This is a genomic window from Streptomyces sp. 11x1 (assembly GCF_032598905.1).
Classification (GTDB): Bacteria; Actinomycetota; Actinomycetes; order Streptomycetales; family Streptomycetaceae; genus Streptomyces.
Window position 1 is genome coordinate 1,417,764 of the sequence record NZ_CP122458.1, and the last position, 22,817, is coordinate 1,440,580.

General features: G+C 71.4%; 20 protein-coding genes and 1 pseudogene. 15 read left to right on the plus strand and 6 right to left on the minus strand.

Translation table 11 applies throughout. The features are described 5' to 3' along the window. Positions 1-127: 127 nt before the first annotated feature. From P8T65_RS06365 to P8T65_RS06375, 3 genes and pseudogenes are all read left to right on the plus strand, one after another. Entirely contained in the window at positions 128-1,309 is a 1,182-nt protein-coding gene (locus tag P8T65_RS06365; RefSeq protein WP_316724393.1) for a Glu/Leu/Phe/Val dehydrogenase dimerization domain-containing protein, read from the plus strand. A 68-nt stretch (positions 1,310-1,377) separates the two neighbouring features. After that, positions 1,378-1,998, plus strand: a complete 621-nt coding sequence (locus P8T65_RS06370; protein ID WP_316724394.1) for a TetR family transcriptional regulator C-terminal domain-containing protein — start codon at positions 1,378-1,380, stop codon at positions 1,996-1,998. Positions 1,999-2,163: 165 nt separating this feature from the next. Next, a pseudogene (locus P8T65_RS06375) lies at positions 2,164-2,383 on the plus strand (TerD-family protein); the annotation flags it as partial. Positions 2,384-2,512: 129 nt separating this feature from the next. On the opposite strand, the gene wrbA reads toward P8T65_RS06375, so the two are convergent. Together wrbA and P8T65_RS06385 are read right to left on the minus strand one after the other, a co-directional pair. Further along, positions 2,513-3,118 carry an NAD(P)H:quinone oxidoreductase gene (gene wrbA, locus P8T65_RS06380; RefSeq protein WP_230213850.1) on the minus strand — a complete coding sequence of 202 codons (606 nt, stop codon included), beginning with the start codon at positions 3,116-3,118 and terminating at the stop codon, positions 2,513-2,515. Between the two features lie 92 nt (positions 3,119-3,210). Continuing rightward, on the minus strand, positions 3,211-4,710 hold the full coding sequence (locus P8T65_RS06385; RefSeq protein WP_316724395.1) for an aldehyde dehydrogenase family protein: 1,500 nt from the start codon (positions 4,708-4,710) through the stop codon (positions 3,211-3,213). 140 nt (positions 4,711-4,850) lie between these two features. Between P8T65_RS06385 and P8T65_RS06390 the strand changes: the two genes are divergently transcribed. Continuing rightward, positions 4,851-5,558, plus strand: coding sequence for a helix-turn-helix domain-containing protein (locus P8T65_RS06390; RefSeq protein ID WP_316724396.1), 708 nt, complete (start codon positions 4,851-4,853; stop codon positions 5,556-5,558). 27 nt (positions 5,559-5,585) lie between these two features. Here the strand turns inward: P8T65_RS06390 and P8T65_RS06395 are convergent, their stop codons facing one another. The 3 genes from P8T65_RS06395 to P8T65_RS06405 form a co-directional block, all read right to left on the minus strand. Then, the gene (locus tag P8T65_RS06395) at positions 5,586-7,499 is read right to left on the minus strand and encodes a primary-amine oxidase (RefSeq protein WP_316724397.1); all 1,914 of its coding nucleotides are present in this window, start codon (positions 7,497-7,499) and stop codon (positions 5,586-5,588) included. Positions 7,500-7,567: 68 nt separating this feature from the next. Then, a complete protein-coding gene (locus tag P8T65_RS06400) occupies positions 7,568-9,046 on the minus strand; it encodes an APC family permease (RefSeq protein WP_316724398.1) in 1,479 nt (492 codons plus the stop codon). Between the two features lie 182 nt (positions 9,047-9,228). Continuing rightward, positions 9,229-10,017: a helix-turn-helix domain-containing protein gene (locus tag P8T65_RS06405; RefSeq protein ID WP_316724399.1), complete on the minus strand. Its 789-nt coding sequence runs from the start codon at positions 10,015-10,017 to the stop codon at positions 9,229-9,231. Positions 10,018-10,132: 115 nt separating this feature from the next. Here P8T65_RS06405 and P8T65_RS06410 point away from each other — a divergent pair, with 115 nt between their 5' ends. From P8T65_RS06410 to P8T65_RS06455, 10 genes are all read left to right on the plus strand, one after another. Then, on the plus strand, positions 10,133-11,722 hold the full coding sequence (locus tag P8T65_RS06410; RefSeq protein ID WP_316724400.1) for an acetolactate synthase large subunit: 1,590 nt from the start codon (positions 10,133-10,135) through the stop codon (positions 11,720-11,722). Positions 11,723-11,733: 11 nt separating this feature from the next. Next, entirely contained in the window at positions 11,734-13,254 is a 1,521-nt protein-coding gene (locus P8T65_RS06415; protein ID WP_316724401.1) for an aldehyde dehydrogenase family protein, read from the plus strand. A 217-nt stretch (positions 13,255-13,471) separates the two neighbouring features. Then, positions 13,472-14,266, plus strand: coding sequence for an SDR family oxidoreductase (locus P8T65_RS06420; protein WP_316724402.1), 795 nt, complete (start codon positions 13,472-13,474; stop codon positions 14,264-14,266). 90 nt (positions 14,267-14,356) lie between these two features. Then, positions 14,357-15,379 (plus strand): glycosyl hydrolase, encoded by a 1,023-nt coding sequence (locus tag P8T65_RS06425; RefSeq protein ID WP_316724403.1) that lies wholly within the window; start codon positions 14,357-14,359, stop codon positions 15,377-15,379. Between the two features lie 2 nt (positions 15,380-15,381). Next, positions 15,382-15,909, plus strand: a complete 528-nt coding sequence (locus P8T65_RS06430) for a VOC family protein (protein ID WP_316724404.1) — start codon at positions 15,382-15,384, stop codon at positions 15,907-15,909. A gap of 65 nt (positions 15,910-15,974) precedes the next feature. Next, a complete protein-coding gene (locus tag P8T65_RS06435; protein WP_230213839.1) occupies positions 15,975-16,577 on the plus strand; it encodes an amino acid synthesis family protein in 603 nt (200 codons plus the stop codon). A 1-nt stretch (position 16,578) separates the two neighbouring features. Beyond that, on the plus strand, positions 16,579-17,451 hold the full coding sequence (locus P8T65_RS06440) for an alpha/beta hydrolase (RefSeq protein WP_316724405.1): 873 nt from the start codon (positions 16,579-16,581) through the stop codon (positions 17,449-17,451). Beyond that, on the plus strand, positions 17,448-19,130 hold the full coding sequence (locus P8T65_RS06445; protein WP_316724406.1) for a bifunctional 3-(3-hydroxy-phenyl)propionate/3-hydroxycinnamic acid hydroxylase: 1,683 nt from the start codon (positions 17,448-17,450) through the stop codon (positions 19,128-19,130). The genes P8T65_RS06440 and P8T65_RS06445 overlap by 4 nt, the downstream gene beginning before the upstream one ends. Further along, entirely contained in the window at positions 19,127-19,465 is a 339-nt protein-coding gene (locus P8T65_RS06450; protein ID WP_316724407.1) for an NIPSNAP family protein, read from the plus strand. Before P8T65_RS06445 ends, P8T65_RS06450 begins: the two co-directional genes overlap by 4 nt. Continuing rightward, complete coding sequence (locus P8T65_RS06455) at positions 19,462-19,896, plus strand: carboxymuconolactone decarboxylase family protein (protein WP_215454078.1); 435 nt, start codon at positions 19,462-19,464, stop codon at positions 19,894-19,896. The genes P8T65_RS06450 and P8T65_RS06455 overlap by 4 nt, the downstream gene beginning before the upstream one ends. 64 nt (positions 19,897-19,960) lie before the next feature. Here the strand turns inward: P8T65_RS06455 and P8T65_RS06460 are convergent, their stop codons facing one another. Further along, positions 19,961-21,451 carry an APC family permease gene (locus tag P8T65_RS06460; RefSeq protein ID WP_316724408.1) on the minus strand — a complete coding sequence of 497 codons (1,491 nt, stop codon included), beginning with the start codon at positions 21,449-21,451 and terminating at the stop codon, positions 19,961-19,963. Positions 21,452-21,802: 351 nt separating this feature from the next. On the opposite strand from P8T65_RS06460, the gene P8T65_RS06465 reads away from it, so the two are divergent. After that, entirely contained in the window at positions 21,803-22,789 is a 987-nt protein-coding gene (locus P8T65_RS06465) for a helix-turn-helix domain-containing protein (RefSeq protein WP_316724409.1), read from the plus strand. Positions 22,790-22,817 lie beyond the last annotated feature (28 nt).

The window sequence follows — 22,817 nt, forward strand, 5'->3', positions numbered from 1 at the left end:
CCTCCAGGTGGATTCGCTCAGGCATCCCATTATGGTCCGCCCCTCCGACCGCGCCGGGTCCGATTGTCCCCGCGCGATGCAATACTGACCAACTATTCAGTAGATCCTTTTGTTCCCGGGGAGCCCCATGACCATCAGCCCTTTCATGTCGCTCACCTGGACCGACCACGTAACGGGCCGACGGGGCTTCCTGGTCGTGGACCGGCTGGTGCGCGGGGTCTGCAGCGGTGGCCTGCGGATGCGCCCCGGCTGCACGCTGGACGAGGTCGCCGGGCTCGCGCGCGGCATGACCATGAAGGAAGCACTGCACTACGCCCCCGAGGGCCGGTACGTCCCGCTCGGCGGCGCCAAGGGCGGCATCGACTGCGACCCCCGGGACCCGGAGGCCTACGGCGTCCTGGTGCGCTACCTGCGCGCGATGCGCCCGTACATCGAGAGCTTCTGGACCACGGGCGAGGACCTCGGTCTCGCCCAGGACCTGGTGGACCGCGCGGCCGGCGAGGCGGGCCTGGTGTCGACGGTCCAGGCGGTGTACCCCCTCCTGGACGACGAGGGATCGGCCCGGCGACGCCTCGCGGACGCCTTCGCCGTCCAGGTGGACGGCATCGGCCTCGACGAACTGGTGGGCGGCTGCGGTGTCGCCGAGTCCGTGCTCACCGCCCTCGACCGGACCGGTACGCCGCACGCCGGGACCCGGGTCGCCGTGCAGGGCCTGGGCACCATGGGCGGCGCCACCGCCCGCTTCCTCGCCCGCGCCGGCCTCACGGTCGTCGCGGTCGCCGACATCAAGGGCACCGTCACCAACCCCGCCGGACTGGACGTCGAGGCCCTGCTCGCCGCGCGCGACCCGTACGGCACGATCGACCGCGCCGCGCTGCGGCCCAGCGACCGGGAGACCCCCGCCGACGCCTGGGTGGCCACCGAGGCCGACGTGCTCGTCCCCGCGGCCGTCTCCTACGCGATCGACACCACCAACCACCACCTCGTCACCGCCCGGCTGATCGTCGAGGCGGCCAACATGCCCGTGCTGCCCGAGGCCGAGGAGGCGCTCACCTCCCGCGGTGTGACCATGCTGCCCGACGTGGTGGTCAACTCCGGTACGAACGCCTGGTGGTGGTGGACCCTCTTCGGCGACATCGGCCCCACCGCCGACGAGGCGTTCACGCACACCCGCCGTTCCATGCGCGCCCTCGTCGACCTGATGCTCACCCGGGCCGAGACCGAGGGCATCACGCCCCGCGCCGCCGCCCACGCCATCGCAGCCGACCGCGTCCCGGCGATCACGGACCGCTTCGGCTGGCACCGCTGACGTCCCCGCCCGCGCCGGCGTGGCTCGAAGCCTGCGGCGGCACTCGGAGGCCTGGGTAGGGTTGCCACGTGGGCAGGGTGCGGTTGAGCGTGGCCGAGCGGCGTGCGGAGCTGCTCCGGGCCGCCATCGAACAGATCGAGGAGCGGGGCGTCGCGGCGGTACGGATCGCCGACGTGGCCGCCGTCCTCGGGGTGAGCAACGCCCTGGTCCTCTACCACTTCTCCACCAAGGAACGCCTGGTGGCCGAGGCCTTCCGCCATGCCGCCGAGGACGACCTGGCCCACCTCCGCAAGCTCCTGGGCCGCCGCACCACGGCCCTGCGCCGCCTGAGGGCGGCCGTCCGCTGGTACGCCCCCACCGGCCAGGCCAAGGGCTGGCGGCTGTGGATCGAGGGGTGGGCCGCGTCCCTGCGCGACCCCGCGCTGCGCGAGGTCACCCGCGATCTGGACCGCCAGTGGAAGGCGGCTCTCACCGAGGTCATCGAGGCGGGTGTGGCCGCCGAGGAGTTCCACTGCCCGGACCCCACGGCGTCCGCCCTTCGCCTCACCGCTCTCCTGGACGGCCTGGCGGTGCAGATGACCTCCTACGAAGGAGCCGTCTCCCGCACCAGGGCCCAGGAATGGGCCGACCGGGCCCTGGCCCACGAACTGGGCCTGGACCCCGACTCATTGACGACGGCGCCCCGCTGAACACGGCGAACACCCGTGCCCCGCAAGGGGCCCGGGGAACTGCGCGAGGAACCACAACGGACAGAACGCCGCCCACGGAGCCCGAAGGAACGTGCCGCACAGGGCTTCAACAGGTCGACCGAGAGCCATACTTGACCATGAGGGGTCGGCCCGCGATGGCCCGGCATGGGGAAAGGCTGCAATCCGGTGAGCGACAGCCGGGGCGTGAGGAAGGCCGAAGTGCGGCTCAAGTGGGACCCGAGTCCCCTGGAATCAGTCACCTCATCATCTCGACATCATCGCCACGACGTACTCGGCGGACGCGCCCCACGGGCGGCCGGTGTACGTCGTCCACTTCGACAGCCGCTCACCGGACGGCTCCATCAACATGTCCCGGCACAGCCAGTGAGGGGCCACACAGCGTTGCAGGCGCTGTCGGGCCGGGGCAGCCGTGGCCGGGGAGCGGCTGCGCCTTCAGGGCGGGACGGGCCCCGCTGCGGAAGGTCGGACCACCGCCCGGGGGCCGTGGGCGGGGTCAGCCCGCCAGTAGGGTCGTGAACCGGGCCAGCCGGGCGCCCTGGAAGCGGGCGCAGGCCAGCGCCGTCTCGTCCGGGAGAATCGAGGGGAAGCCGGCGGGCCATGACGTTCCGTACGGGTTGCCGCCCGACGCGTAGACGGCGTCGTCCGTGTAGCCGAGCGGGACGATGACCGCGCCCCAGTGGTAGAAGACGTTGTTCAGGGACAGGATCGTCGACTCCTGGCCGCCATGCCGCTCCGCCGAGGAGACGAAGGCCGTCACCGGCTTGTCCGCCAGCTTCCCCTCCTGCCAGAGACTTCCGGCGGTGTCGATGAACTGCTTCAGCTGCGCCGCAGGAGCGCCGTACCGCGTAGGGGTGCCGAAGGCGTATCCGTCGGCCCACTCCAGATCGGCGAGCTCGGCCACCTCAACGGTCGACTCCGTCTCCCGGTGATGCGCCGCCCAGTCCGGATTCGCCGCGATCGCCTCGTCGGGCGCGAGTTCGGCGACCCTGCGCAGCCGCACCTCGGCACCGGACGACTCGGCGCCTTCGGCCACCGCTCGCGCGAGCCGATGCACGGACCCCGTCGCGCTGTAGTACACGACCAAGACATGAGCTGACACGGAGAACCCCTCCTGGAGGCAGTGGACGACCACAGGGCGGTCGACGGTGACAGGGCGGACGGTCAGGGGAAGGCGCGCGGAGGAGCGCGCTCTCACTTGTCGGGCGTGTACGAGAGGACGGCCGTGACCGTCTTCTCCTCGGTGTTGGCCTCGATGCCGGCCCAGCCCAGTTCCCGCCCCTGGCCACTGAGCCGGGAACCGCCCCAGGGCACGCGGGGGTCGAGCGGCGCCCAGCCGTTGATCGCGACGGCACCCGCCTTCACCTGACGAGCGACCACATGGGCCCGGCTGACATCGGCGGTCCACAGGGTGGCGGCCAGCGCGTAGTCGCTGTCGTTGGCCATTGTGATCGCGTCGGACTCCGTGTCGAACGGGATCACGGCGCCCACGGGCCCGAAGATCTCCCTCCGGGCGATCATCATGGCGTTGTCCACGTCGGCGAACAGGGTCGGCTCGACGAAGAAGCCCCTGGAGTGCGGCCGGCCGCCCCCGGTGATCAGGCGGGCGCCCTCGTCGACCCCGGCCGCGATGTACTCGGAGACCCTGCCCAGCTGCCGGGCGTTGATCAGCGCGCCCATCGTGGTGCCCTCGTCGAACGGGTCGCCGACCTTGGTGGCACGGGCCCGCTCCACCAGGCGCTCCAGGAACTCGTCGTACACGGAACGAGCGACCAGGATGCGGCTGCCCGCGGCGCACACCTCGCCCTGGTTGGCGAAGATGCCGACCGTCACCCCTTGCGCGGCCTCGTCGAGATCCGCGTCGGCAAAGACGATCTGGGGACTCTTTCCGCCGAGTTCCAGGGTCGTGCGCCGGAACCCCTTCGCGGCGGCCAGAGCCACCTTGTGTCCCGTCTCGGGGCTGCCGGTGAAGGAGATCTTGTCCACGCCGGGGTGGTCGATGAGCGCCTGCCCCGTCACCGCGCCGAGTCCGGGAAGGACGCTGAACGCCCCGGCCGGGAAGCCTGCCTCCTCGATCAGCGACGCGAGGAGGAGGGAGGTGAGGGGCGCGTCCTCCGGAGGCTTGAGGACGACGGCGCAGCCCGCGGCGAGCGCGGGCGCGATCTTCCACGCCCCGATCATCGTCGGTGAATTCCAGGGCGTGATGGCCGCGACGACCCCGACCGGCTCGCGGACGGTGTAGCTGTGTGTGGGCCGTCCCATGTAGGAGGACGTCGGGACTGAGCGGCCCTCCACCTTGTCGGCCCAGCCGGCGAAGTACCGGAACGTCTGGATCGTCTGGGGGAGGTCGATCGCCCGCGGTTCGAAACCGGGCTTGCCGATGTCCAGCGACTCCAGCGTCGCGAACTCCTCGCTCCGGGCCTCGATCAGGTCGGCCAGGCGGTGCAGCAGGACCGCCCTGACGCTTCCTTCGGTCCTCCCCCACTCTCCCTCGTCCATCGCGGTCCGGGCGTGCGACACGGCCCGTTCCACTTCACGGGCCCCCGCCGCGGCCACGGTGGTGAGCCGGCGTTCGGTGACCGGGTCGATCACGTCGAAGGTTTCGGTGCTCTGACTGCTGTCCCATCGCCCGGCGAGGTAGGGCTCCGTGGGAACGGTGGTGACCAGCCGTTCGGCCTCTGCGCGCATGAGCATGTACGATTACCGTTCTATGAGGACGATATTCGAAACCATAGGGAGAGGGTGACGCCGGGTCAAGGGGTCGGCGTCACCGAGCCGTTCCCGGCGCCGTGACATGATGTGCGGCACTCGGTAGCAGGAGGAGAGAGAAGATCGTGGCGGCGACCGGCGGGGAAACGTCCCTGACTCTTGACCGCGGGCTGACGGTGCTGTCGCTGCTCGCACGCAACGCCGACGGCCTCACGGCGGCGGAGCTCGCCGAGCAGCTGACGATCGCCCGGGCGGCCGTCTACCGTCTTCTGCGCACTCTGGAGGCGCACAACCTCGTCGCCCGCCTCGGCACCCGGTACATCCTCGGATTCGGTGTGGCCGAACTGGCCGGACAGCTCAAACCACGGCTGCAGGCCACCGTCCTGCCGATCCTGCGACGGCTCAGCGAGCAGACCAACAGCACGGCACTGCTGAGTGTCGCCGACGGCGACCAGGCCCTGATCCTGCTGACGGCGGAACCACCGAACTCGACCATGCACCTCGCCATGCGGGAGGGCGCCCGGCACGCCCTGACCGTCGGCGCGGACGGCATCGCCATCCTCGCCGGCCGGCCGGACTCCGAGGCGGACACCGAGCACGTCCGCGAGGCCCGCCGCCGGGGCTACGCGGTCAGCGTGGGCTCGATCCAGGAGGGCGCGATCGGCATCGCCGCCCCCATCCGGGTCTCGGACTGGTCGACGGCGAGCCTCGGAGTGGTGCAGCTCGGCCTCAAGCTCGTCGACGACCGGGTCCCGCATCTGGTGACGGAGGCGGCCGGGACCGCCGCGACGCAGCTGGTCGGCACAGCCGGCCCCGAGGCCGTCGGGCGCTGACACCCCCCGACCCCGCGGCCGCCCCGGTCAGTGGCAGTGCGTCCTCCCGTGCCCCGGCGGGGGCGGTACGTCCAGCGAGGGGTTGCGGTCGAAGAATCCGACCGGCTTCAGCGCGAATCCGACGTAGTCGCAGGGCATGATGGGCCAGTCCTCCGGGCGTGGCAGGTGCGAGGTGCCGAAGGTGTGCCACAACACCACGTCCGTGTCGACGAGATCACGCTCCTGCCGGATCCAGGTGCCGATGCCGTCACCGGGGTGCTGGTTGGGGTAGTCGCCGGCCGCGTGCAGTTCGTCCGGGCTGTACCGGGTCACCCACAGGTGCGCCCGCGCGAACTCGGCGCGCCGCGCCAGATCGCTCTCGGGGGCGGCCAGCAGGGTCGGCCCCACGAAGGGCACCAGCTTGTAGGCGACCGGCTCGTCGAAGCGGTTGCGTACGCCGGGGTTGGTGATCTTCCAGGTGCGTGCGGTGAACGGGTCGCACATGCGGCGGCCGTCGCGTTCGTTGGTGATCTCGGTCCGGCGGGCGACGATCGCGTTTCCGTACGGGTTGTCCGGCCCCATCGGCAGACCCACCGCGTCGACCTCCACCACCGTGTTGCGTGGCCCGTCGACCTCCATGTCCAGGCGCATGTTGAACAGGTGCTGGTGGTTGGGCGCGTCCAGCTGGGGCGCCACGAGCGTGCCGTAGGCGGGTTTCTCGCCGGGGGCGACGGCCCGGGTCTGCACGATACCGGTCAGCTTGGCCTCGAACTGGATCGTCCCGTCGAGGTAGAAGTACCAGAAGAAGCCGTACTCGTAGTTGCCGATCGTGTGGATCGACGACACGACCAGCCGCCGGGAACGCCTGACCTCCGCCTGCGGGACGTAGCGGAAGTCCCAGTGCTTCCAGAGGATCCCGTAGTCCTCCTCGTGGAGGCAGATGGCGTTGGTGACGGTGTGCGCGGTGCCCGACTCGTCGGAGAGCACGGCGTCGAGATACCGGATCTCGCCGAGGCAGTCGCAGCCGAGACTGAGCGAACCGACCGTCTTGCCCAGGCTGTACTCACCCGCGTCGAAGACGTTCCGGAAGAAGAAGTCGTCGCTGGTGTCGCCATAGGGCACCACCATCTCGCTGATGCCGGCCCGGTGCAGGATCGGGCGTCGGCGCCCGTCGTCCTGGTAGGAGACATCGCTGATGACGAGCCCCTCCACCACGTCGATGTGGGCGTGCAGCCGCCACCGCTGCCACTCGATCACATGGCCGGACACCGTGAAGGAGGGGCCTTCGGGCTGGGTGATCTCGATGGGGCGGAGGTCGTCGCGCAACGGACCGACACTGGCCGGGTCGTAGTTCCCGCTCTCCGGCGGAAGCGGCAGCGGATCCCCCTCCTGGATGGCCGCCACCGAACGGGCGTCGCCGTCGATGACGAAGACGAGGTTCCCGACGGGCCTGGCGTAGCCGTTGTCCTCGGTGAAGTGGCGGACGTACGCGGTCGCCCGGATCACTCGTCGTCGTGCGTCCACCCCCTCGATCGGCAACGTGCCGGTCGACCAGGGGTCGAACTGCACCTGCGAGAGATCGTCGACACCGTGCCGTACCAGGGCCTCCACCGCGGCCTGGTCGTTCTTGATGATCTCGTCGAGTGCCATCAGCTCGTCGATCATGATGGGGGGCTGCCTGCCGGGGAGATGTTCCCAGGAGACCAGGCTGTCGTCGGTGAGATCGACCCGCGCCTCGAACATGGCGCCGGCCTCGGGGTCGTAGACGACGAGGAAGGCCACCCGGGGAATCGGCTGCGCGGGGTCGTACTCCCGTACCTGTTGCTTGTCGGGAAGGTCCAGCCGGATCAGCGGGAACCTGATCGCGGTCCGCTCCGCCTGAGCGGCGCGCACCACGCCGACCGCCTGCTCCGTCTCCTTGGAGCTGAGCGGATCGTACGGGTGCGACGTCGTGGTGGTCACTGCCGTTCCTCCTGCCGGTCGGGGGGTTGGATGCGCGGGATGGGGCGGGGTGGCGGATGCGGGCGCCGTCATCCTGTGGTCACCTCACTCGATCTGCGCGCCGGCTCGTCGGCGACGCCTCCCTGCCGGGAGGACCTTCCGTGGATGAAGAAGGACCACACCGCGCCGAGTGCCACCCAGGCGAGAAGGGCCCAGGGAACGGTGTCGAGGGGGCTCTGCGCCTTGTAGACGGCGCCGAACACCGCGCCTGCCGCCACCAGGGCCCCTACGCTGCCGGCGACGAGGAGCTTGGCACGGTTGACGTACGGCCACAGGCCCTTCACGCCGAGTGCGGCGACGATCATGTACATGAGCGCGAGGCCGGTGCCGCCGAAGCCGGCCATCCAGGTGAACGCCGGCGACCACTGCGGTTGCAGGACACCGGGCTGAGCGGTCTCGCGCGGGAAGATGCCGTCGCCGACACGGACGGCGACGATGGCCACACAAGCGAACACACCCAACAGGGCGCAGCCCCATACGGGGGTGAGGAACCGGCGATGCAACTTCGCCAGCTCCGAGGGCAGTCGGCCGCTGCGGGCCATGGAGAGCATCCCCCTGCTGGACGCGACGCCGACACCGATCGCCACCGCGAGGACGTCGAAGATGATCAGGATCCCCATGAAGGTCCCGAAGCCGTCGGACCCGTACTCCTTGCCGGAGGCCAGGGCCTCCAGCGGGAAGACGCTGTCCTTCCACGCCTGCGCGTCGAGGCCGAAGCCCAGAGCCTGCGCGTACGCCACGATCAGGTAGTAGACCCCGACGATGCTGATCGACCACATGACCGCGCGGGGCACGTGGCGCCTGGGGTTCTCGGTCTCCTCGGCCAGGTTGGCCGCCGACTCGAACCCGATGAACATGTTGATGCCGTAGAGCACGCCGTAGAGGAGGTCCAGACCTCCCACCGAGAACGGGTCGAAGGGTTCGACGGACAGGCCCTGGCTGCTGCCGCCGACCCGGAAGACGATGACCAGGGAGAACACAAGGACGACGACCATGGTGACCAGGGCGAGGAAGAGCTGCGCCCGGATGGACACCTGGACGCCGACCACGAGAAGGGCGACGACGAGGGCGGCGTAGCCCAGCGACAGGGGCCACCACGGCACGTCGACGGAGAGCGAGTTGAGGAGCCAGGTCTGGGTGAGTCCGCCCAGCACGAGGAAGGTCGACGCCCCCAGCACCATCATGGCGCCGTAGTAGAGCCATCCGGCGACCACGCCGACGCGCGGGCCGGCGCTGTCGCTCACGTACTCGTAGAGCGAACCGCACAGATGGATCCGCTTCGCGTACTGGGCTATGACCCATCCGACTCCACAGATGCCGATGCCGGCGATGGCGATCGCGACGGGGGTGGCGACGCCGGCGCCGCGCCCAGTGGCCGACAGGCCGACGACCAGGGGCAGCAGGGCCGCGACCGAGAAGACCGGCCCCATGAAGCCGATGGATTGAGTGAGGACGCCGATCAGGGACAGGCGGCCGTGGGCCAGGGTGGTGCGATCAGGGCTTGTCATCCCGATCAGCCTCCAGTTTTCACCACTGTGCGATATTCGTACATGCTGTACGTTTGTTGGTAGCACATGGTGTGGTGGCTGGTGGTGGGTGTCAAGACCCGCCGGACGCAAAGGAGGCCGCCCCCACCGAACTGTTGCGACGGGGGCGGCCGTTGACCGAGAAGAAGGAGCCGGGCGGCGGCCTACCGCGACCCGAGCAGGAACGCCCGGGCGGAGTGCGCGGCGGAGACCACGTCCGGCGTGGCCTCGTCGACGCGGTCCTGGCGGTGCGAGACGAACATGACGCAGGCGTCCAGCACGTCCCCTCCCCGGGCCAGCGGCGCCGCGACCGCGTGGGCACCCGGCTCGACCGCGCCATGACTCGTGACCCAGCCCCGGCGGCGCGCATCCCGTACCGCCTCCGGGTCGTCGTCGGCGGGGGCCCGTCCGGCGCGGATCGCACACGGCGCGGCCCCGCGGTCCAGCGGCTGACGGGAGCCCTTGCGGTAGGCGAGGTGGTAGTCGGCATTCCGAGGGACAGCCGTGGCTACGGCGACGACGCAGTCCGGTTCCGGGAAGAACAGGATCGCCGTACCGCCGTAGCGGTCGGCGAGTTGCTGCAGCAGCGGCTGGACGAACTCCGCGAGGGTGGGCCGGGAGGAGCCCGCGAGCGTATGGAGTTCCCCGCCGGGCACGTACGCGCCGTCCGCACTCCTCGCCAGGAACCCCTCGACGGCCAGCGTGCCCGCGAGACGGTGGACGACGGTCCGGTGCAGCCCCGTCCGGGCGGCGATCTCGGCGACCGTCAGTCCGCGGGGCTGGTGGGCGACGGCCCGCAGGACGGCGAGACCCCGGACGAGCGTCTGCGACGGCGGCTGACTGGGCCGTTTGACCGCCTGCCCGCCCTCCTCGCTCCCGCCGTGCGCACTGCTTCCCGTGCCGCTCGCGGCCTCTGCCCGCACCCCGCGTACCACCTTCCCGGTTCCGCTCACACGTTCAGCGTAGGCCACGGATCCACCGGCCCCGGGGCTTGACGTCGGGGCCCTCCCCTGCCAATCCTGTGCATCATACGCACAGACGGTGCGCATAGTGCACGAAGGGAAGTCCATGAACCACGCCACGACCGTCTGGCAGGCGAACCGGTTCGGCGTCATGACCGGGGCGGAGGCGCTGGTCGAAACCTCGCTCGCCGCCGGAGTGGACGTCTGCTTCGCCAATCCGGGAACCACCGAGATGCCGCTGGTCGCCGCGTTGGACTCGGTCCCCGGCACCCGCGCGGTGCTCGGGCTCTTCGAGGGCGTCTGTACCGGAGCTGCCGACGGCTACGCCCGGATCGCCGGCCGGCCGGCGATGACGCTGCTCCACCTGGGCCCGGGTTTCGCCAACGGCATCGCCAACCTGCACAACGCGCGCCGGGCCCACTCCCCCGTCTTCAACGTCGTCGGGGATCACGCCAGTTGGCATCTCGCCCATGACGCGCCCCTGACCTCGGACATCGTCTCGCTGGCGCGCCCCGTCTCCGGCTGGGTCGGCACCGCCGCCTCCGGTGCGGGTCTGGCCGAACTGACGGCCCGCGCCATCGGGGCCGCCGGCGCCGCGCCCGGCTGCGGGGCCACCCTCATCGCCCCCGCCGACCTCCAGCAGGAGGTCCTGGAGGGCCCGGTGGACGTCGAGTTGCCCGGCACACCGCGCCGACGGGAGGTGGCGGCCGAGGTCGTCGACGCCCTCGCCAGGCGGCTGCGGGCCGGGGAGCGCGCCGTCCTCCTGCTGGGCGGGACAGCGCTCGACGAGCGCGGGCAGCGGGCGGCCGCGCGGATCGCCGCCGCCACCGGGGCGATGCTGTACAGCGAGACCTTCCCGGCCGCCGCCGAACGCGGCGGCGGTCTCCCGGACCTCGACCGCCTCCCCTACTTCCCGGAGAGGGCGGTCGAGGCCCTCGCCGGGGCTCAACTCGTCCTGTTGGCAGGGGCCTTGGAACCCGTGTCGTACTTCGGCTACGAAGGGATCCCGAGCCTGCTCGCTCCCCCCGGCACCGTGGAGGTGCTGAGCACACCGGAGGAGGACGGCGCGCACGCGCTGGAGGTCCTCGCGGACACCCTGGGGGCGCCCGAACCGCCGTCACCCGCCCGGCCGGACGACGCGGGGCTCCCCGACGGAGCGCTGACGCCGCAGTCGGTCGGCCGCATCGTCTCGGCGCTGCTCCCCGAACACGCCGTCGTCTCCGTCGAGGGCGGCACCTGCGGCTATCCCTTCTTCACCGCCTCGTCGCACGCCGCCCGGCACACCACCCTGACCAACACCGGCGGAGCCATCGGACAGGGCCTGCCCGCCGCCGTCGGTGCCGCGATCGCCGCACCCGGCCGCAAGATCGTCGCCCTCCAGTCCGACGGGAGCGCGCAGTACACGATCCAGTCGCTGTGGACGATGGCACGGGAGCAGCTGCCCGTGGTCACCCTCATCGCGTCCAACCGCGTCTACAACGTGCTGCGCACCGAACTCGACCGGCACGGCCAGAGCAGTCCCGGTCCCAACGCGATGGCGCTCACCAGCCTGGACGCACCGGCCTTCGACTGGCCTTCGCTGGCCCGCGCCTACGGCGTACCCGGCACCCGGGTCGAGACGGGTGAGGCACTGCGGCGCGCGCTCGGCCGCGCGCTCGCCTCCGACGGTCCCCAGCTCATCGAGATGGCCCTGTGAGAGGAGCCGCCATGCACAGCACAGCAGACCCGGTCGCGGACGCGGCGGGGGCGGTAGACCGCTTCCTCGCCGCGCCGCGGACCATGCTCATCGGCGGCCACTGGGTCGGCGCCCTCTCGGGCCGCTCGTTCGCCAGTGTCGACCCCGCCACCGGCGCCGTGCTCACGACCGTTCCCGACGGCGACGCCGCCGACGTCGACCGGGCCGTCACGGCGGCGCGCCGCGCGTTCGGCGACCCCGGCTGGCGGCGGATGAGCCCGCTGGAGCGGGGCGTGCTGCTGAACCGGGTCGCCGACGTCATCGAGGCGCACGCGGACGAACTCGCCCTGCTGGAGTCGCGCGACAACGGCAAGCCGGTCTCCGTGGCACGCACGGTGGACGTGGGCACCAGCGTGAAGCTGTTCCGCTACTTCGCGGGCTGGCCGAGCAAGCTGGAGGGCAGCACGATCCCCGTGTCGCCGCGCGGTGGACTGCGCGTGCTGAACTACACCACGCGGCAACCGGTGGGCGTGGCGGGACTGATCGTGCCGTGGAACTTCCCCGTGTCGATGGCGTGCTGGAAGCTGGCGCCCGCGCTGGCCACCGGCTGCGCGGTCGTCCTGAAGCCCGCCGAGGAGACCCCGCTGTCCACGCTGCGGCTCGCCGAGCTGCTCCAGGGGGCGGGGGTGCCGGACGGTGTCGTCAACGTCGTCACCGGGCGTGGTGCCTCGGCGGGTGCCGCCCTCGCCGCTCACGACGGGGTCGACAAGATCGCTTTCACCGGGTCCACGGAGACGGGCCGCGCCATCGTCCGCGCCGCCGCGGGGAACCTGAAGAAGGTCTCCCTCGAACTCGGTGGGAAATCCCCCAACATCGTGCTGCCGGACGCCGACCCCGAGGCCGTCGCCGAAGCCGCCGCGCAGGCCGTCTTCTTCAACCAGGGACAGGTCTGCACGGCCGGCTCCCGGCTGTACGTGCACCGCAAGATCTTCGACGACGTACTGGACGCGGTGGCCGAGCGCGCCCGCGGCATCGTCGTCGGTCCCGGCAGCGACCCGGCCACCGAGATGGGTCCGCTGGTCTCCGCGCGCCACCACGAGCGGGTCACCGGGTTCATCGCCGCCGGCCGGGAACAGGGGGCACGGCTCGCCGCGGGCGGCGGGCGGCCCGGACTCGACGCGCCGTACGACGCGGGCTACTTCGTCGAACCGACGGTGTTCGTGGCGCCCGACGACGGTCTGCGCATCGTCAGGGAGGAGATCTTCGGCCCCGTGCTCGCGGCGATGAGCTGGGACGACGTGGACGATCTGGTCGAGCGGGCCAACGACTCGCCCTTCGGGCTGTCGGCCGGCATCTGGACGTCCGACCTGGGCCACGCGCACCGCATCGCCGACGAACTGCAGGCGGGCACCGTGTGGATCAACTGCTACAACCTCACGGATCCCGCGTCGCCCTTCGGCGGCTTCAAACAGTCCGGCTGGGGCCGCGAAATGGGCCGGACCGTGCTCGACCACTACACCGAGATCAAGAGCGTCTGGGTCAACCTAGGCTGAGGTCGAGGTCCCCTCCCGGGCGGGCAGCCGCGGTCGCGCCGCACAGCGCGCCCCTCGGCGCCACAGGCGCGCAATTCCGCATTCCCCCTTGGCACCGCAGGCACTCGGCTGCGGGTGCCCCTCGGCGCAGCGTCCCCCCTGACGTCGCGTGCCGCCTCGCTTCCACACCCCCTCGTCGTCGTACCCCCATGTCCCGATCACCCCTGTGGAGCCATGCATGGACCTCGAACTGGATGGCAGGACCGCCATCGTCACCGGCGGCAGCCTCGGTATCGGCCGGGCCACCGCTCGCGCGCTCGCCGCGGAGGGCGCGGCCGTCGTCGTCACCGCCCGTCGGCTGCCCCTGCTGGAACGCGCCGCCAAGGAGCTGGAGGCGGAGACCGGCAGCCGGGTCGTCCCGCTCGTGTCGGACACCGACGACACCGAGTCCGTGCGCGCCATGGTGCGGCGCGTGGCCGACGAGTTCGGACGCGTCGACATCCTCGTCAACGGCGCGGCGGCCCCGTCCGGGCTGGTGCGCAACGCGGTCGAGGAGGCCGACCCGGAGCTGCTGCTCGCCGACCTCAACACCAAGGTCGTCGGCTACTTCCGCTGCGCGCAGGCCGTCACCCCGCACATGAAGGCGAACGGCTACGGCCGGATCATCAACATCGGCGGGCTGACCGGCCGTTCCAGCCACGCGCTCTCCGGAATGCGCAATCTCGCCGTCGTCCACCTCACGAAGGTGCTCTCCGACCAGCTCGGCCCGTCCGGCGTCACCGTCAACACGCTGCACCCCGGTGTGGTGGAGACCGAGCACATCCACGAGCTGTACGAGAAGGAGGCCGCCAAGCGCGGCGTCACCGCGGCCGAGGTCGAGGCGGACTTCGTCGCCCGCACACCGATCCGCCGGGTCCTGGAGGCGGACGAGATCGCCCAGGCCGTCTGCTTCCTCGCCTCCCCCAGGGCCGCCGCGATCACCGGGGAGTCGCTCGGCATGGACGGCGGCCTCACCCGCGGCATCTTCCTCTGACAGCCCCCGGACGTCTCCACCGCAGTCCCGCGCCCCTCAACACCCCTCACACACCCCCTCGTTCCGCAGCTCCGAAAGGAAGAACCCCACATGGAAGGCACCATCCTGGTCGCCACCGCAGGCCAGGGCATCCTGCGCTCCTCCGACGACGGCGCCACCTGGTCCCGGCTCGGACTCGGGCAGGCCCTGGAGTTCGACGCCGTCGTCCGCTGCCTGGCCGTCCACCCCGAACAGCCCGAGGTCGTCTTCGCCGGCGCCGACGCGGGACTCGTGCGCAGCGGTGACGCCGGGGTCACCTGGCACCGTGTCGACTCACCGATGAACGACCGGACCATCTGGTCTCTGGCGATCGACCCCACCCACCCGGACACGATGCTCGTCGGGACCGGCGCCCCCTCACGGGCCGCCATGTTCCGCACCACGGACAGCGGGGCGAGCTGGGAGCAACTGCCGCCCGAGATTCCGGAATTCTGTGCGGGCGTCAACCGTCCCCGCATCCTGACCTGCGTCGTCGACCGCCATGAGCCGAAGAACATGTGGTTCGGCGTCGAGGAGGGCGGCCTGTGGCGCAGCGGCGACCGCGGCGACACCTGGGAGCGGATCGACGGCACCCCGGCCTCCCTGCCCCAGGGGGTGACCAACTCGGACGTGCACTGTGTCGTCGTCCTCGAAGGCCCGCCGAAGACGATCGTCGTCGCGGTCGTCAACGCGCTGTTCGTGAGCCATGACGACGGGGCCACCTGGACCCGCACCGACTCCCGCAAGACGTTCGGCATCTACTACACCCGGCTGGTCAAGCAGCTCCCCGGCACCGACGACCTGCTGCTCGGCATCGGTGACGGCACCCCCGGCACCACCACCCGGATCCTGCGCTCCGAGGATCTGGGGCGCACCTGGCAGGACACGGTGATGGAAACGCCCGCCAACTCGACCGTCTGGGCCTTCGGCACCCACCCCGCCGACCCGGAACTGGTCTTCGCGGGCACGAAGTACGGCCATCTCCTGCGCTCCACGGACGCCGGGCGCCGCTGGCGCAAGGAGTGGCGCGAGTTCAGCGAGATCACCGATGTGACCTGGACCCCCGCCGTAGCGCCCACCACGGAAGGACACTGAGCATGGAGCCCGACGAGCGTGTACTGGCCCCGCACGAGGAGCCCACGCCGATCCCCGCCGACCCGCGTGACGTCGTGCGGCCGCGGGTGCGGCGGACCCATCTGTCGCTGTTCGTCCGCGACCCGGAGGCCTCGGCCGCGTGGTACGAGGACGTCCTGGGCATGGAGGTCACCGCGCGCGGCCCGCAGTGGGTGTTCCTGTCCTTCGGCAGGAAGCACCACGACATCGCCCTGATCCGCGCCGAGGAGGGAGCGATCTCCGGAGGCCTCGGTCTCCAGCACTACGGGCTGGAGGTGGAGGGCGACCGCGACGAGTGGCGGCGGCTGTACGGGATGCTCCTGGCCAAGGACGTGCCCGTGGTGAAGACCACCGATCACAAGATCGGCTTCGGGCTCTACTTCACCGACCCGGACGGCAACCGCTTCGAGTTCTTCCACGAGACGGTCACCGACGACGAGGAGGGCAAGCGCGTCCTCGGCCGGTACGGAGCCCCCAGCGAACCCGTGGAGATCGAACCGCTCCGCGGGTGACCCCGCCGCCCCTCACTCGCCCCACCGTCCCTCACTCACCCCTGACCGACCCGGAGGAAAGACCCATGCCCCAGCCCAACTTCGCCGGGTACCACATACGCAAGTGGTTCACCCAGACCGAGGACACCCTCGCCAACGAGACCGGTGTCCTCGCGGACGGCGACCCCGTCCGTAAGATCGTGATCGCGGCGGCGGTCCACAACCCCTACGCCGGGCGGTTCAGCCAGGACCTCGGCCACATCGTGGCCGATTCGCCGAAGTTGGGTGAGGAGTTCGGCCGGCGCGCCCTGGAAGCGGCCGGTGGCCTCGCGATCCAGAGCTACGGAAAGGCGTGCCTGGTGGGCACGGCCGGCGAGTACGAGCATGGCAACGCCTTCCTCACCGCGGTCTTCGCGGACCCGGTACGCGAGGCGGTCGGCGGCGGTAGGGCCTGGGTGCCGTCGACAGGCAAGCGGGGCGGGCCCGGCACGGTCCTCGACGTTCCGCTGGCCCACAAGGACGCTCTGTACGTCCGCTCCCACTACGACACCATCACGGTGAGCTTCTCCGACGCCCCGAACCCGGACGAGGTCGTCGTCGTGTTCGCGTTCGCCACCCGCGGTCGGCTGCACGCCCGGCTGGGCGGTATCGCCGCCGACGAGGTCCAGGGCCAGGACGGGCTGCGCTGAGATGGCCGTCGACACCACCTCCGGCGGGCGGGACCGGTTCCTCACGCTCAACGGGCTGCGCGCCCACTACGTGGAGTGGGGCGAGGCGGACCGGCCCGCGATCGTCATGCTGCACGGACTGCGCAGCTACGCCCGGACGTTCGAGCCGCTGGCCGGGCGGTTGCAGGACCGGTACCGCGTCCTGGCCCTCGACACGCGCGGGCGGGGCGACAGCGACTGGGACCCGAACGGCGCGTACCACACGGAGTCCTACGTCGCCGATCTGGAGAAGTTCACCGACCTTCTCGGCCTGGACGGATTCGTGCTGCTCGGCCACTCCATGGGCGGCGCCACCACGTACGTCTACGCGGCACGCCACCCCGAACGGGTGCGTGCGGCGGTCGTCGAGGACATCGGACCCGGCTCCTCGCTGTCCGGTGCGGGCGCCGAGCGCATAAGAAGGGAAGTGGCCGAGACCCCGCGTGACTTCCCCGACCAGGAGGCGGCCCGCCGGTACTGGCGGAGCATCCGGCCGCACATCTCCGAAGAGGCCCTCGAATCCAGGCTGCGGCACACCCTCACACCGGACGAACAGGGGCGCTGGCGCTGGAAGTTCGACCTGGCGGGCATCGCGGCGGCCCGCCTCGACCCGGATCCGGCCCGCCAGGTCGACCTGTGGCCGTATGTCGAGGCGCTGCGCTGCCCGACCCTGGTCGTCCGCGGCGGGGAGTCCGACTTCCTGCCCGCCGCCACGGCGGTGGCGATGACGCTGCGCAACCCGCGGATCCGGCTGGTGGACGTCCCGGGCGCGGGCCATTACGTGCACGACGACGCCCCGGAGCCCTTCCACCACCATTTCACCCGATTCCTCAGGAGCGCGGAGGCCGTGCGATGACCGAACCCGTCGTGCACCGCGCCCAGGTGGCCGTCGTCGGCGCCGGACCCGTCGGTGTGACAGTCGCCAACTACCTGGGCCGCTACGGAGTGCGCACCCTGCTGATCGACCGCAGCGAGGACATCGTCGACTATCCCCGCGCGGTCGGCATGGACGACGAGTGCCTGCGCAGTTTCCAGGGCATCGGGCTCGCCGAGGAGATGCTCGGTGACATGATCCAGAACGTGCCGCTGAAGATGTTCGCCGCGAACGGCCACTGCCTGGCCGACATCCGGCCGGACACCAAGGAGTTCGGCTGGCCCCGGCGGAACATCTTCATGCAGCAACTCGCCGAACGCACCTTGCGCGAGGGTCTCACCCGCTATCCGAGCGTGCGGTCCCTGCTGGGGCACGAGCTGGTGCGTCTGGAGCAGGACGGCACCGAGGCCCGGCTCCACGTCGTCGGGCCCGACGGACAACGGGGGCTGGTGCACGCCGACTACGTGGTCGCCGCCGACGGCGGCCGCAGTACCGTGCGCGAGCAGCTGGGCATCCCGTTGAGCGGGGACACCCACCCGCGCAAGTGGGTGGTCATCGAGTGCGACAACGATCCGCTCGACGCCCCTTACACGGGGCTGCACGGCGACCCGAAACGCCCGTACGTCTGTCTGGACCTGCCGTACAACTACCGCCGCTGGGAGTTCATGCTGTTCCCCGGCGAGGACGCCGAGGCGATGCTGCGGCCAGAGAAGGTGCACGAGCTGCTGTCCAGTCATGTGCCCGATCCCACGGCGCTCCACATCATCCGGGCCCGCGTGTACACACACCACTCGCGGGTGGCCGACCGGTTCGTGGACGGCCGGGTCTGTCTCGTGGGCGACGCCGCCCACCTGATGCCGCCGTGGGCCGGGCAGGGCATGAACACGGGAATCCGGGACGCGACCAACATCGCGTGGAAGCTGGCCGCCGTCGTCAGCGGTCGCGCCCATCCGCGGATCCTCGCCACCTACGACACCGAGCGGCGTGAGCACGCCCACGCGATGGTGAAGCTGTCGGACGCCATCGGCCGGTTCCTCTCGCCGACGAACACCACGGTGGCCCGGGCGCGCGACACGCTGGTGCGGGGCCTCACCGTCGCACCGCCGGTGCGCAGCTGGCTGGTGCACATGAGGTTCAAGCCCGTCCCCCGGTACACCGAGGGCATCATGCTGCACGGCCGACGGGCAGAGAGGCGGAACTCCCCGGTGGGCCGGATGTTCGTCCAGCCGAGGGTGGAGACCGCCGACGGGCGGGTCGTCCCGCTGGACGAGACCCTCGGCGAGGGGTTCGCCCTCATCGGCTACGGCACCGATCCGCTCGTCCATCTGGATCCCGACAGCCGTACCTTCTGGGACCGGATCGGCACGCGGTACCTCACGGTGGTCGAGTCCCGCTCGGGCCGGTCCCGTACCGAGCGGCGCACGTCGGCGACGGACTCGGTGACGGTGGAGGACGTCGACGGCACCCTGCGGGACTGGTTCGCCGCGCACGAGGGCGGTGTCGCCGTTGTCCGGCCGGACCGGTATCTCGCGGCCCTGGCCGTGCCCCGCGACCTCGGGGCGGTGACCGACGCGTTCGAGCGGCTGATCGCGCCGTCGCGGGCCGCGGAGTCCAAGGACGCCTGGCGTTCGGTGCCCGTCCCGGAGGGAGAGGCCTCGTGATCGTCGAGCAGCGGGACTACCTGCTCAAGCCGGGCGCGGCGGCGCACTACGTGCGGCTGTGGGAGGAGTACGGCCGAGAGCCCCAGGTGCGGATCCTCGGCAACCTCCTCGGCTGCTGGACCACCGAGGTCGGCGACCTCAACACGCTGGTCTACCTCTGGGGCTTCGAGAGCCTGGAGGACCGCGCCAAGAGACGCGCCGCGCTGGCGGAGGACGACGAGTTCGCGTCGTTCCGCGGCCGGGTGCGGGAGCTGCTCGTCCGGCAGACCAACCGGATCCTCGTCCCCGCCACCGAGCACGTCCATGTGTGCCCGTCCGGGGGAGGCCGGGGATGACCGCCGATCCGGCCCCCTCCGCGGCCGCGCAGGAGTACGTCGACGCCATGGCCCGCGACCGCGGGTACGTCCTCGACTACCACAAGGTCATGGCGCGGTACGACCTCGACGTCCTACGGGCGGCGAACGAGCTGGTCCGGGCGGCCTATCTGGCGCCCCGCAGTCTGGACCGCCGCACCAAGGAACTGCTGTTCATCCTCAGTCTGACCGTGATGCGCGCGGACCGGCATCACATCCAGAGCCACATCCGGGTGGCCCTCGACCTCGGGGTCACCCCGCGGGAGATCCTGGAGGCGATCGAGATCGCCCTGCCGGAGGCCGGCATCGTCGCCTTCCAGGCCGGGCTGGAGGCCTGGCGGGAGACGGTCGGCGCCGTCGGCATCGAACCGAACTCCGTCGACGGGGAGGGCGGTTCGGGCTCGGTGGAGTGAGTGGCGCGGCACGGCGAGAAGGGGCGGTCTCCAAGGAGACCGCCCCTTTCGGGTGCGGGAGTCCTCACAGGGACGAGGGCACCTCGGGCAGCGCCGGCTCCGTCTCCCTGCCGGCCGTCCGGCGCCCGCCGCCGAGACGGCCGCCCCGCACGGCGCCCAGGACGAGCCCGCCGACGAACACCAGCAGGACGCCCAGCTCCAGGAGCAGGGCGGTGGCGCCGGAGGCGCTGATCAGGGTGGGGAAGTTGGCGATGGCCATGACCATGACGCCGAGCAGCAGCAGGACGGAGACGCTCGGCGCGATCAGCGTGTGCCAGGGACGGGTGTCCAGGCGGGTCCGCCGGAAGAAGGCCACGATGGAGAGCGAGGTGAGGATGTACAGCACCAGCAGCGACAGCACCGCCACTCCCCCGCCCCAGGTCAGCAGGGTGACCACCGGGTCGGCGCCGGCCACGGCGAACGGCACGACCATGGAGAGGGCGAGGACGGTCTGCGTCAGCCCGGCGATGTGGGGCGCCCCGTGCCGGTTGGTGTGCGACAGCCGGGCGGGCAGGACGCCGGTGGAGCCGAGCGAGTGGAGGTAGCGGTTGATCGCGTTGTGGAACGCGAGGATGCCCGCGAGGAGTGACGAGGCGAGCAGGACGGCCATGGTGTCGGTGGCCCACGGGCCGAGGGTGTCGGTCACGGGCGCCAGGACCACCGAGGTGGCGTCGCCGTCGCGCAGGGCTGCGCGTGCCACGTCCTGCACCCTGTCCGCGCCGTGGTGGCTGACGACCATCCAGGAGACGAAGCTGAAGAACACCGAGATGACGACGACGGAGAGGTAGGTGGCCCTCGGCACGGTGCGCGCGGGGTTCCTGGCCTCCTCCGCGTAGATGGCCGCGGACTCGAATCCGATCATCGAGGCGATGGCGAAGGTCAGGGCCACACCGGGCGCGCCGGCGAGGAACGCGGACGGCGCTAAGCTACCGGTGAGGTTCAGCCCCTGGGGGCCTCCGCCGGTGACGAACTCGTGGATCGCGAACGCCACGAGCAGCGAGCTCTCGGCGACGACGAGGAACGCCAGCAGCTTGGCGCCGAGTTCGATGTTGAGCGAGCCCAGGGTCTGCACGAGGGCCATCGTCGCCACCGCCCAGAGCCACCAGGGCAGGTCGACGGAGAGGTACTGCACGGCCAGGCCCTTGACGACGACGCCGTACAGGCCGTACATGCCCGCCTGGGTGGCGCCGTAGCAGAGCAGGGCGGTCTGGGAGGCGCCGACTCCGACGGTTCCGCCGAGCCCGCGTGTCACATAGGTGTAGAAGGCTCCCGCGTCCGTGACGTGCCGACTCATGGTGATGAACCCGACGGCGAAGACGGCGATGACGGCGCCGACGACGAGGTACGCGGCGGGCGCTCCACCGCCGTTGCCGAGGCCGAGCGGCACCGGCAGGGTGCCCACGATGCCGGTGAGGGGGGCCTGCGCGGACAGGACGAAGAAGAGGATGCCGGCCACACCGACCGCACCACGGCGTAGGTGCGTGCGGTGTCCCGGATCGCGTGACTGCTGGGACAAGGGGACTCCTTGATCAGTACGGAGCGCGCCGGCGGGGAACACGGCACGGGACCCGGACGGGGGACGCCGCACGGGGAGGGGGCGTCAGGCCGAGGACGGTCGCGTTCGCGCCGGGACCGTGTCGGATCCTGGTGACCGCCGTCCGGATGTGATGGGGGACACTGTCCTGCCATCCGGGCCCGGGGAGGGTGCGCGGCCGTGCACGCGCTTTCGCCACTGCATGCACGGAGCGGAACCGAGGGGGCACGGACAGCGCTCCGCCGGTCCGCCCCGGCCGACGGGAACGATCTTCCGGTCAAGGGGAGTTGACGATACGGTGGCGGAGCAGCAACGACCGGATGGAGCGCGTCCATGCGAACCGTCGTGACGACCGAGCAGGTCTCCCCGGACGAGCGGTTCGACTTCTGGGTCGAGGAGATGGCCCGTCTGATGGTCGCGCCGCTGGACACCACGCGGACGGCCACCGATGTCTTCCACGGCACGGCCGCCACCGGCCGGGTCGGCGCGCTGCGGCTGAGTTCGCTGAGCGCGGGACCGTTGCGGGTACGGCGTACGGAGTCGTCGGCCGCGCGCCACGAGGAGGACTTCTACAAGCTGGCCCTCCAGGTCTCGGGCTCCGCGGTGCTCGAGCAGGACGGCGCGCGGAGCCGGCTCACACCGGGTGACCTGGCGCTGTGCGACACCTCGCGCGCGTACGGCTTCACCTACGAGAGCCCCTTCAGCACGGTGCTGGTGCTGGTGCCGCGCCCGCTGATCCCGCTGCGACCGGAGACCCTGCGTGCGGTGACGGCCCGGCGGATGGCTCCGGACCAGGGGGTGGGCGCGGTCGTGGCGCCGTTCCTGCGGTCGCTGACCGAGCAGAGCGCGCACTGTGCGGGGCCCGAGGTGTCGCGGCTGGCGGACGGAGCGGTGTCCCTGGTCACGGCGCTGCTGTGCGAGCGGCTCAACCGGGCGGCGCCGGTGGCACCCCATCTGGCGACCATGCTGCGCATCCGCGACTACATCGAGCGCCATCTCGCCGACCCTGACCTCACACCGGACGTGATCGCCGGGGCGCACGGCATCTCGCGGCGCTATCTCTTCAAGCTGTTCGCGCAGGAGGAGACGACGGTCGCCGGCTGGATCCGCACCCGGCGGCTGGAGCAGTGCGCCCGTGACCTCTCCGACCCGGCGACCCGGGACCAGCCGGTGGCCGCTATCGCCGCCCGCTGGGGGCTCCTCGACGGCCGTCACTTCGCCCGCGTCTTCAAGGCGGTCTACGGCGAGACCCCGCGGGACTACCGGCGGCGGGCCGGACGGGGTCAGGCGCCGGTGCAGCCCGCGCGCCTGGGCGGCTGACGGTGCCGCTTCGCCCCGGTTCCGCCGC

Coding starts and splice junctions, on each gene's coding strand:
- P8T65_RS06365 (WP_316724393.1), top strand. CDS start 128: ATGACCATCAGCCCTTTCATGTCGCTCACCTGGACCGACCACGTAACG.
- P8T65_RS06385 (WP_316724395.1), bottom strand. CDS start 4,710: ATGCTCATGCGCGCAGAGGCCGAACGGCTGGTCACCACCGTTCCCACG.
- P8T65_RS06400 (WP_316724398.1), bottom strand. CDS start 9,046: ATGACAAGCCCTGATCGCACCACCCTGGCCCACGGCCGCCTGTCCCTG.
- P8T65_RS06410 (WP_316724400.1), top strand. CDS start 10,133: ATGAACCACGCCACGACCGTCTGGCAGGCGAACCGGTTCGGCGTCATG.
- P8T65_RS06415 (WP_316724401.1), top strand. CDS start 11,734: ATGCACAGCACAGCAGACCCGGTCGCGGACGCGGCGGGGGCGGTAGAC.
- P8T65_RS06420 (WP_316724402.1), top strand. CDS start 13,472: ATGGACCTCGAACTGGATGGCAGGACCGCCATCGTCACCGGCGGCAGC.
- P8T65_RS06425 (WP_316724403.1), top strand. CDS start 14,357: ATGGAAGGCACCATCCTGGTCGCCACCGCAGGCCAGGGCATCCTGCGC.
- P8T65_RS06430 (WP_316724404.1), top strand. CDS start 15,382: ATGGAGCCCGACGAGCGTGTACTGGCCCCGCACGAGGAGCCCACGCCG.
- P8T65_RS06435 (WP_230213839.1), top strand. CDS start 15,975: ATGCCCCAGCCCAACTTCGCCGGGTACCACATACGCAAGTGGTTCACC.
- P8T65_RS06440 (WP_316724405.1), top strand. CDS start 16,579: ATGGCCGTCGACACCACCTCCGGCGGGCGGGACCGGTTCCTCACGCTC.
- P8T65_RS06445 (WP_316724406.1), top strand. CDS start 17,448: ATGACCGAACCCGTCGTGCACCGCGCCCAGGTGGCCGTCGTCGGCGCC.
- P8T65_RS06455 (WP_215454078.1), top strand. CDS start 19,462: ATGACCGCCGATCCGGCCCCCTCCGCGGCCGCGCAGGAGTACGTCGAC.
- P8T65_RS06465 (WP_316724409.1), top strand. CDS start 21,803: ATGCGAACCGTCGTGACGACCGAGCAGGTCTCCCCGGACGAGCGGTTC.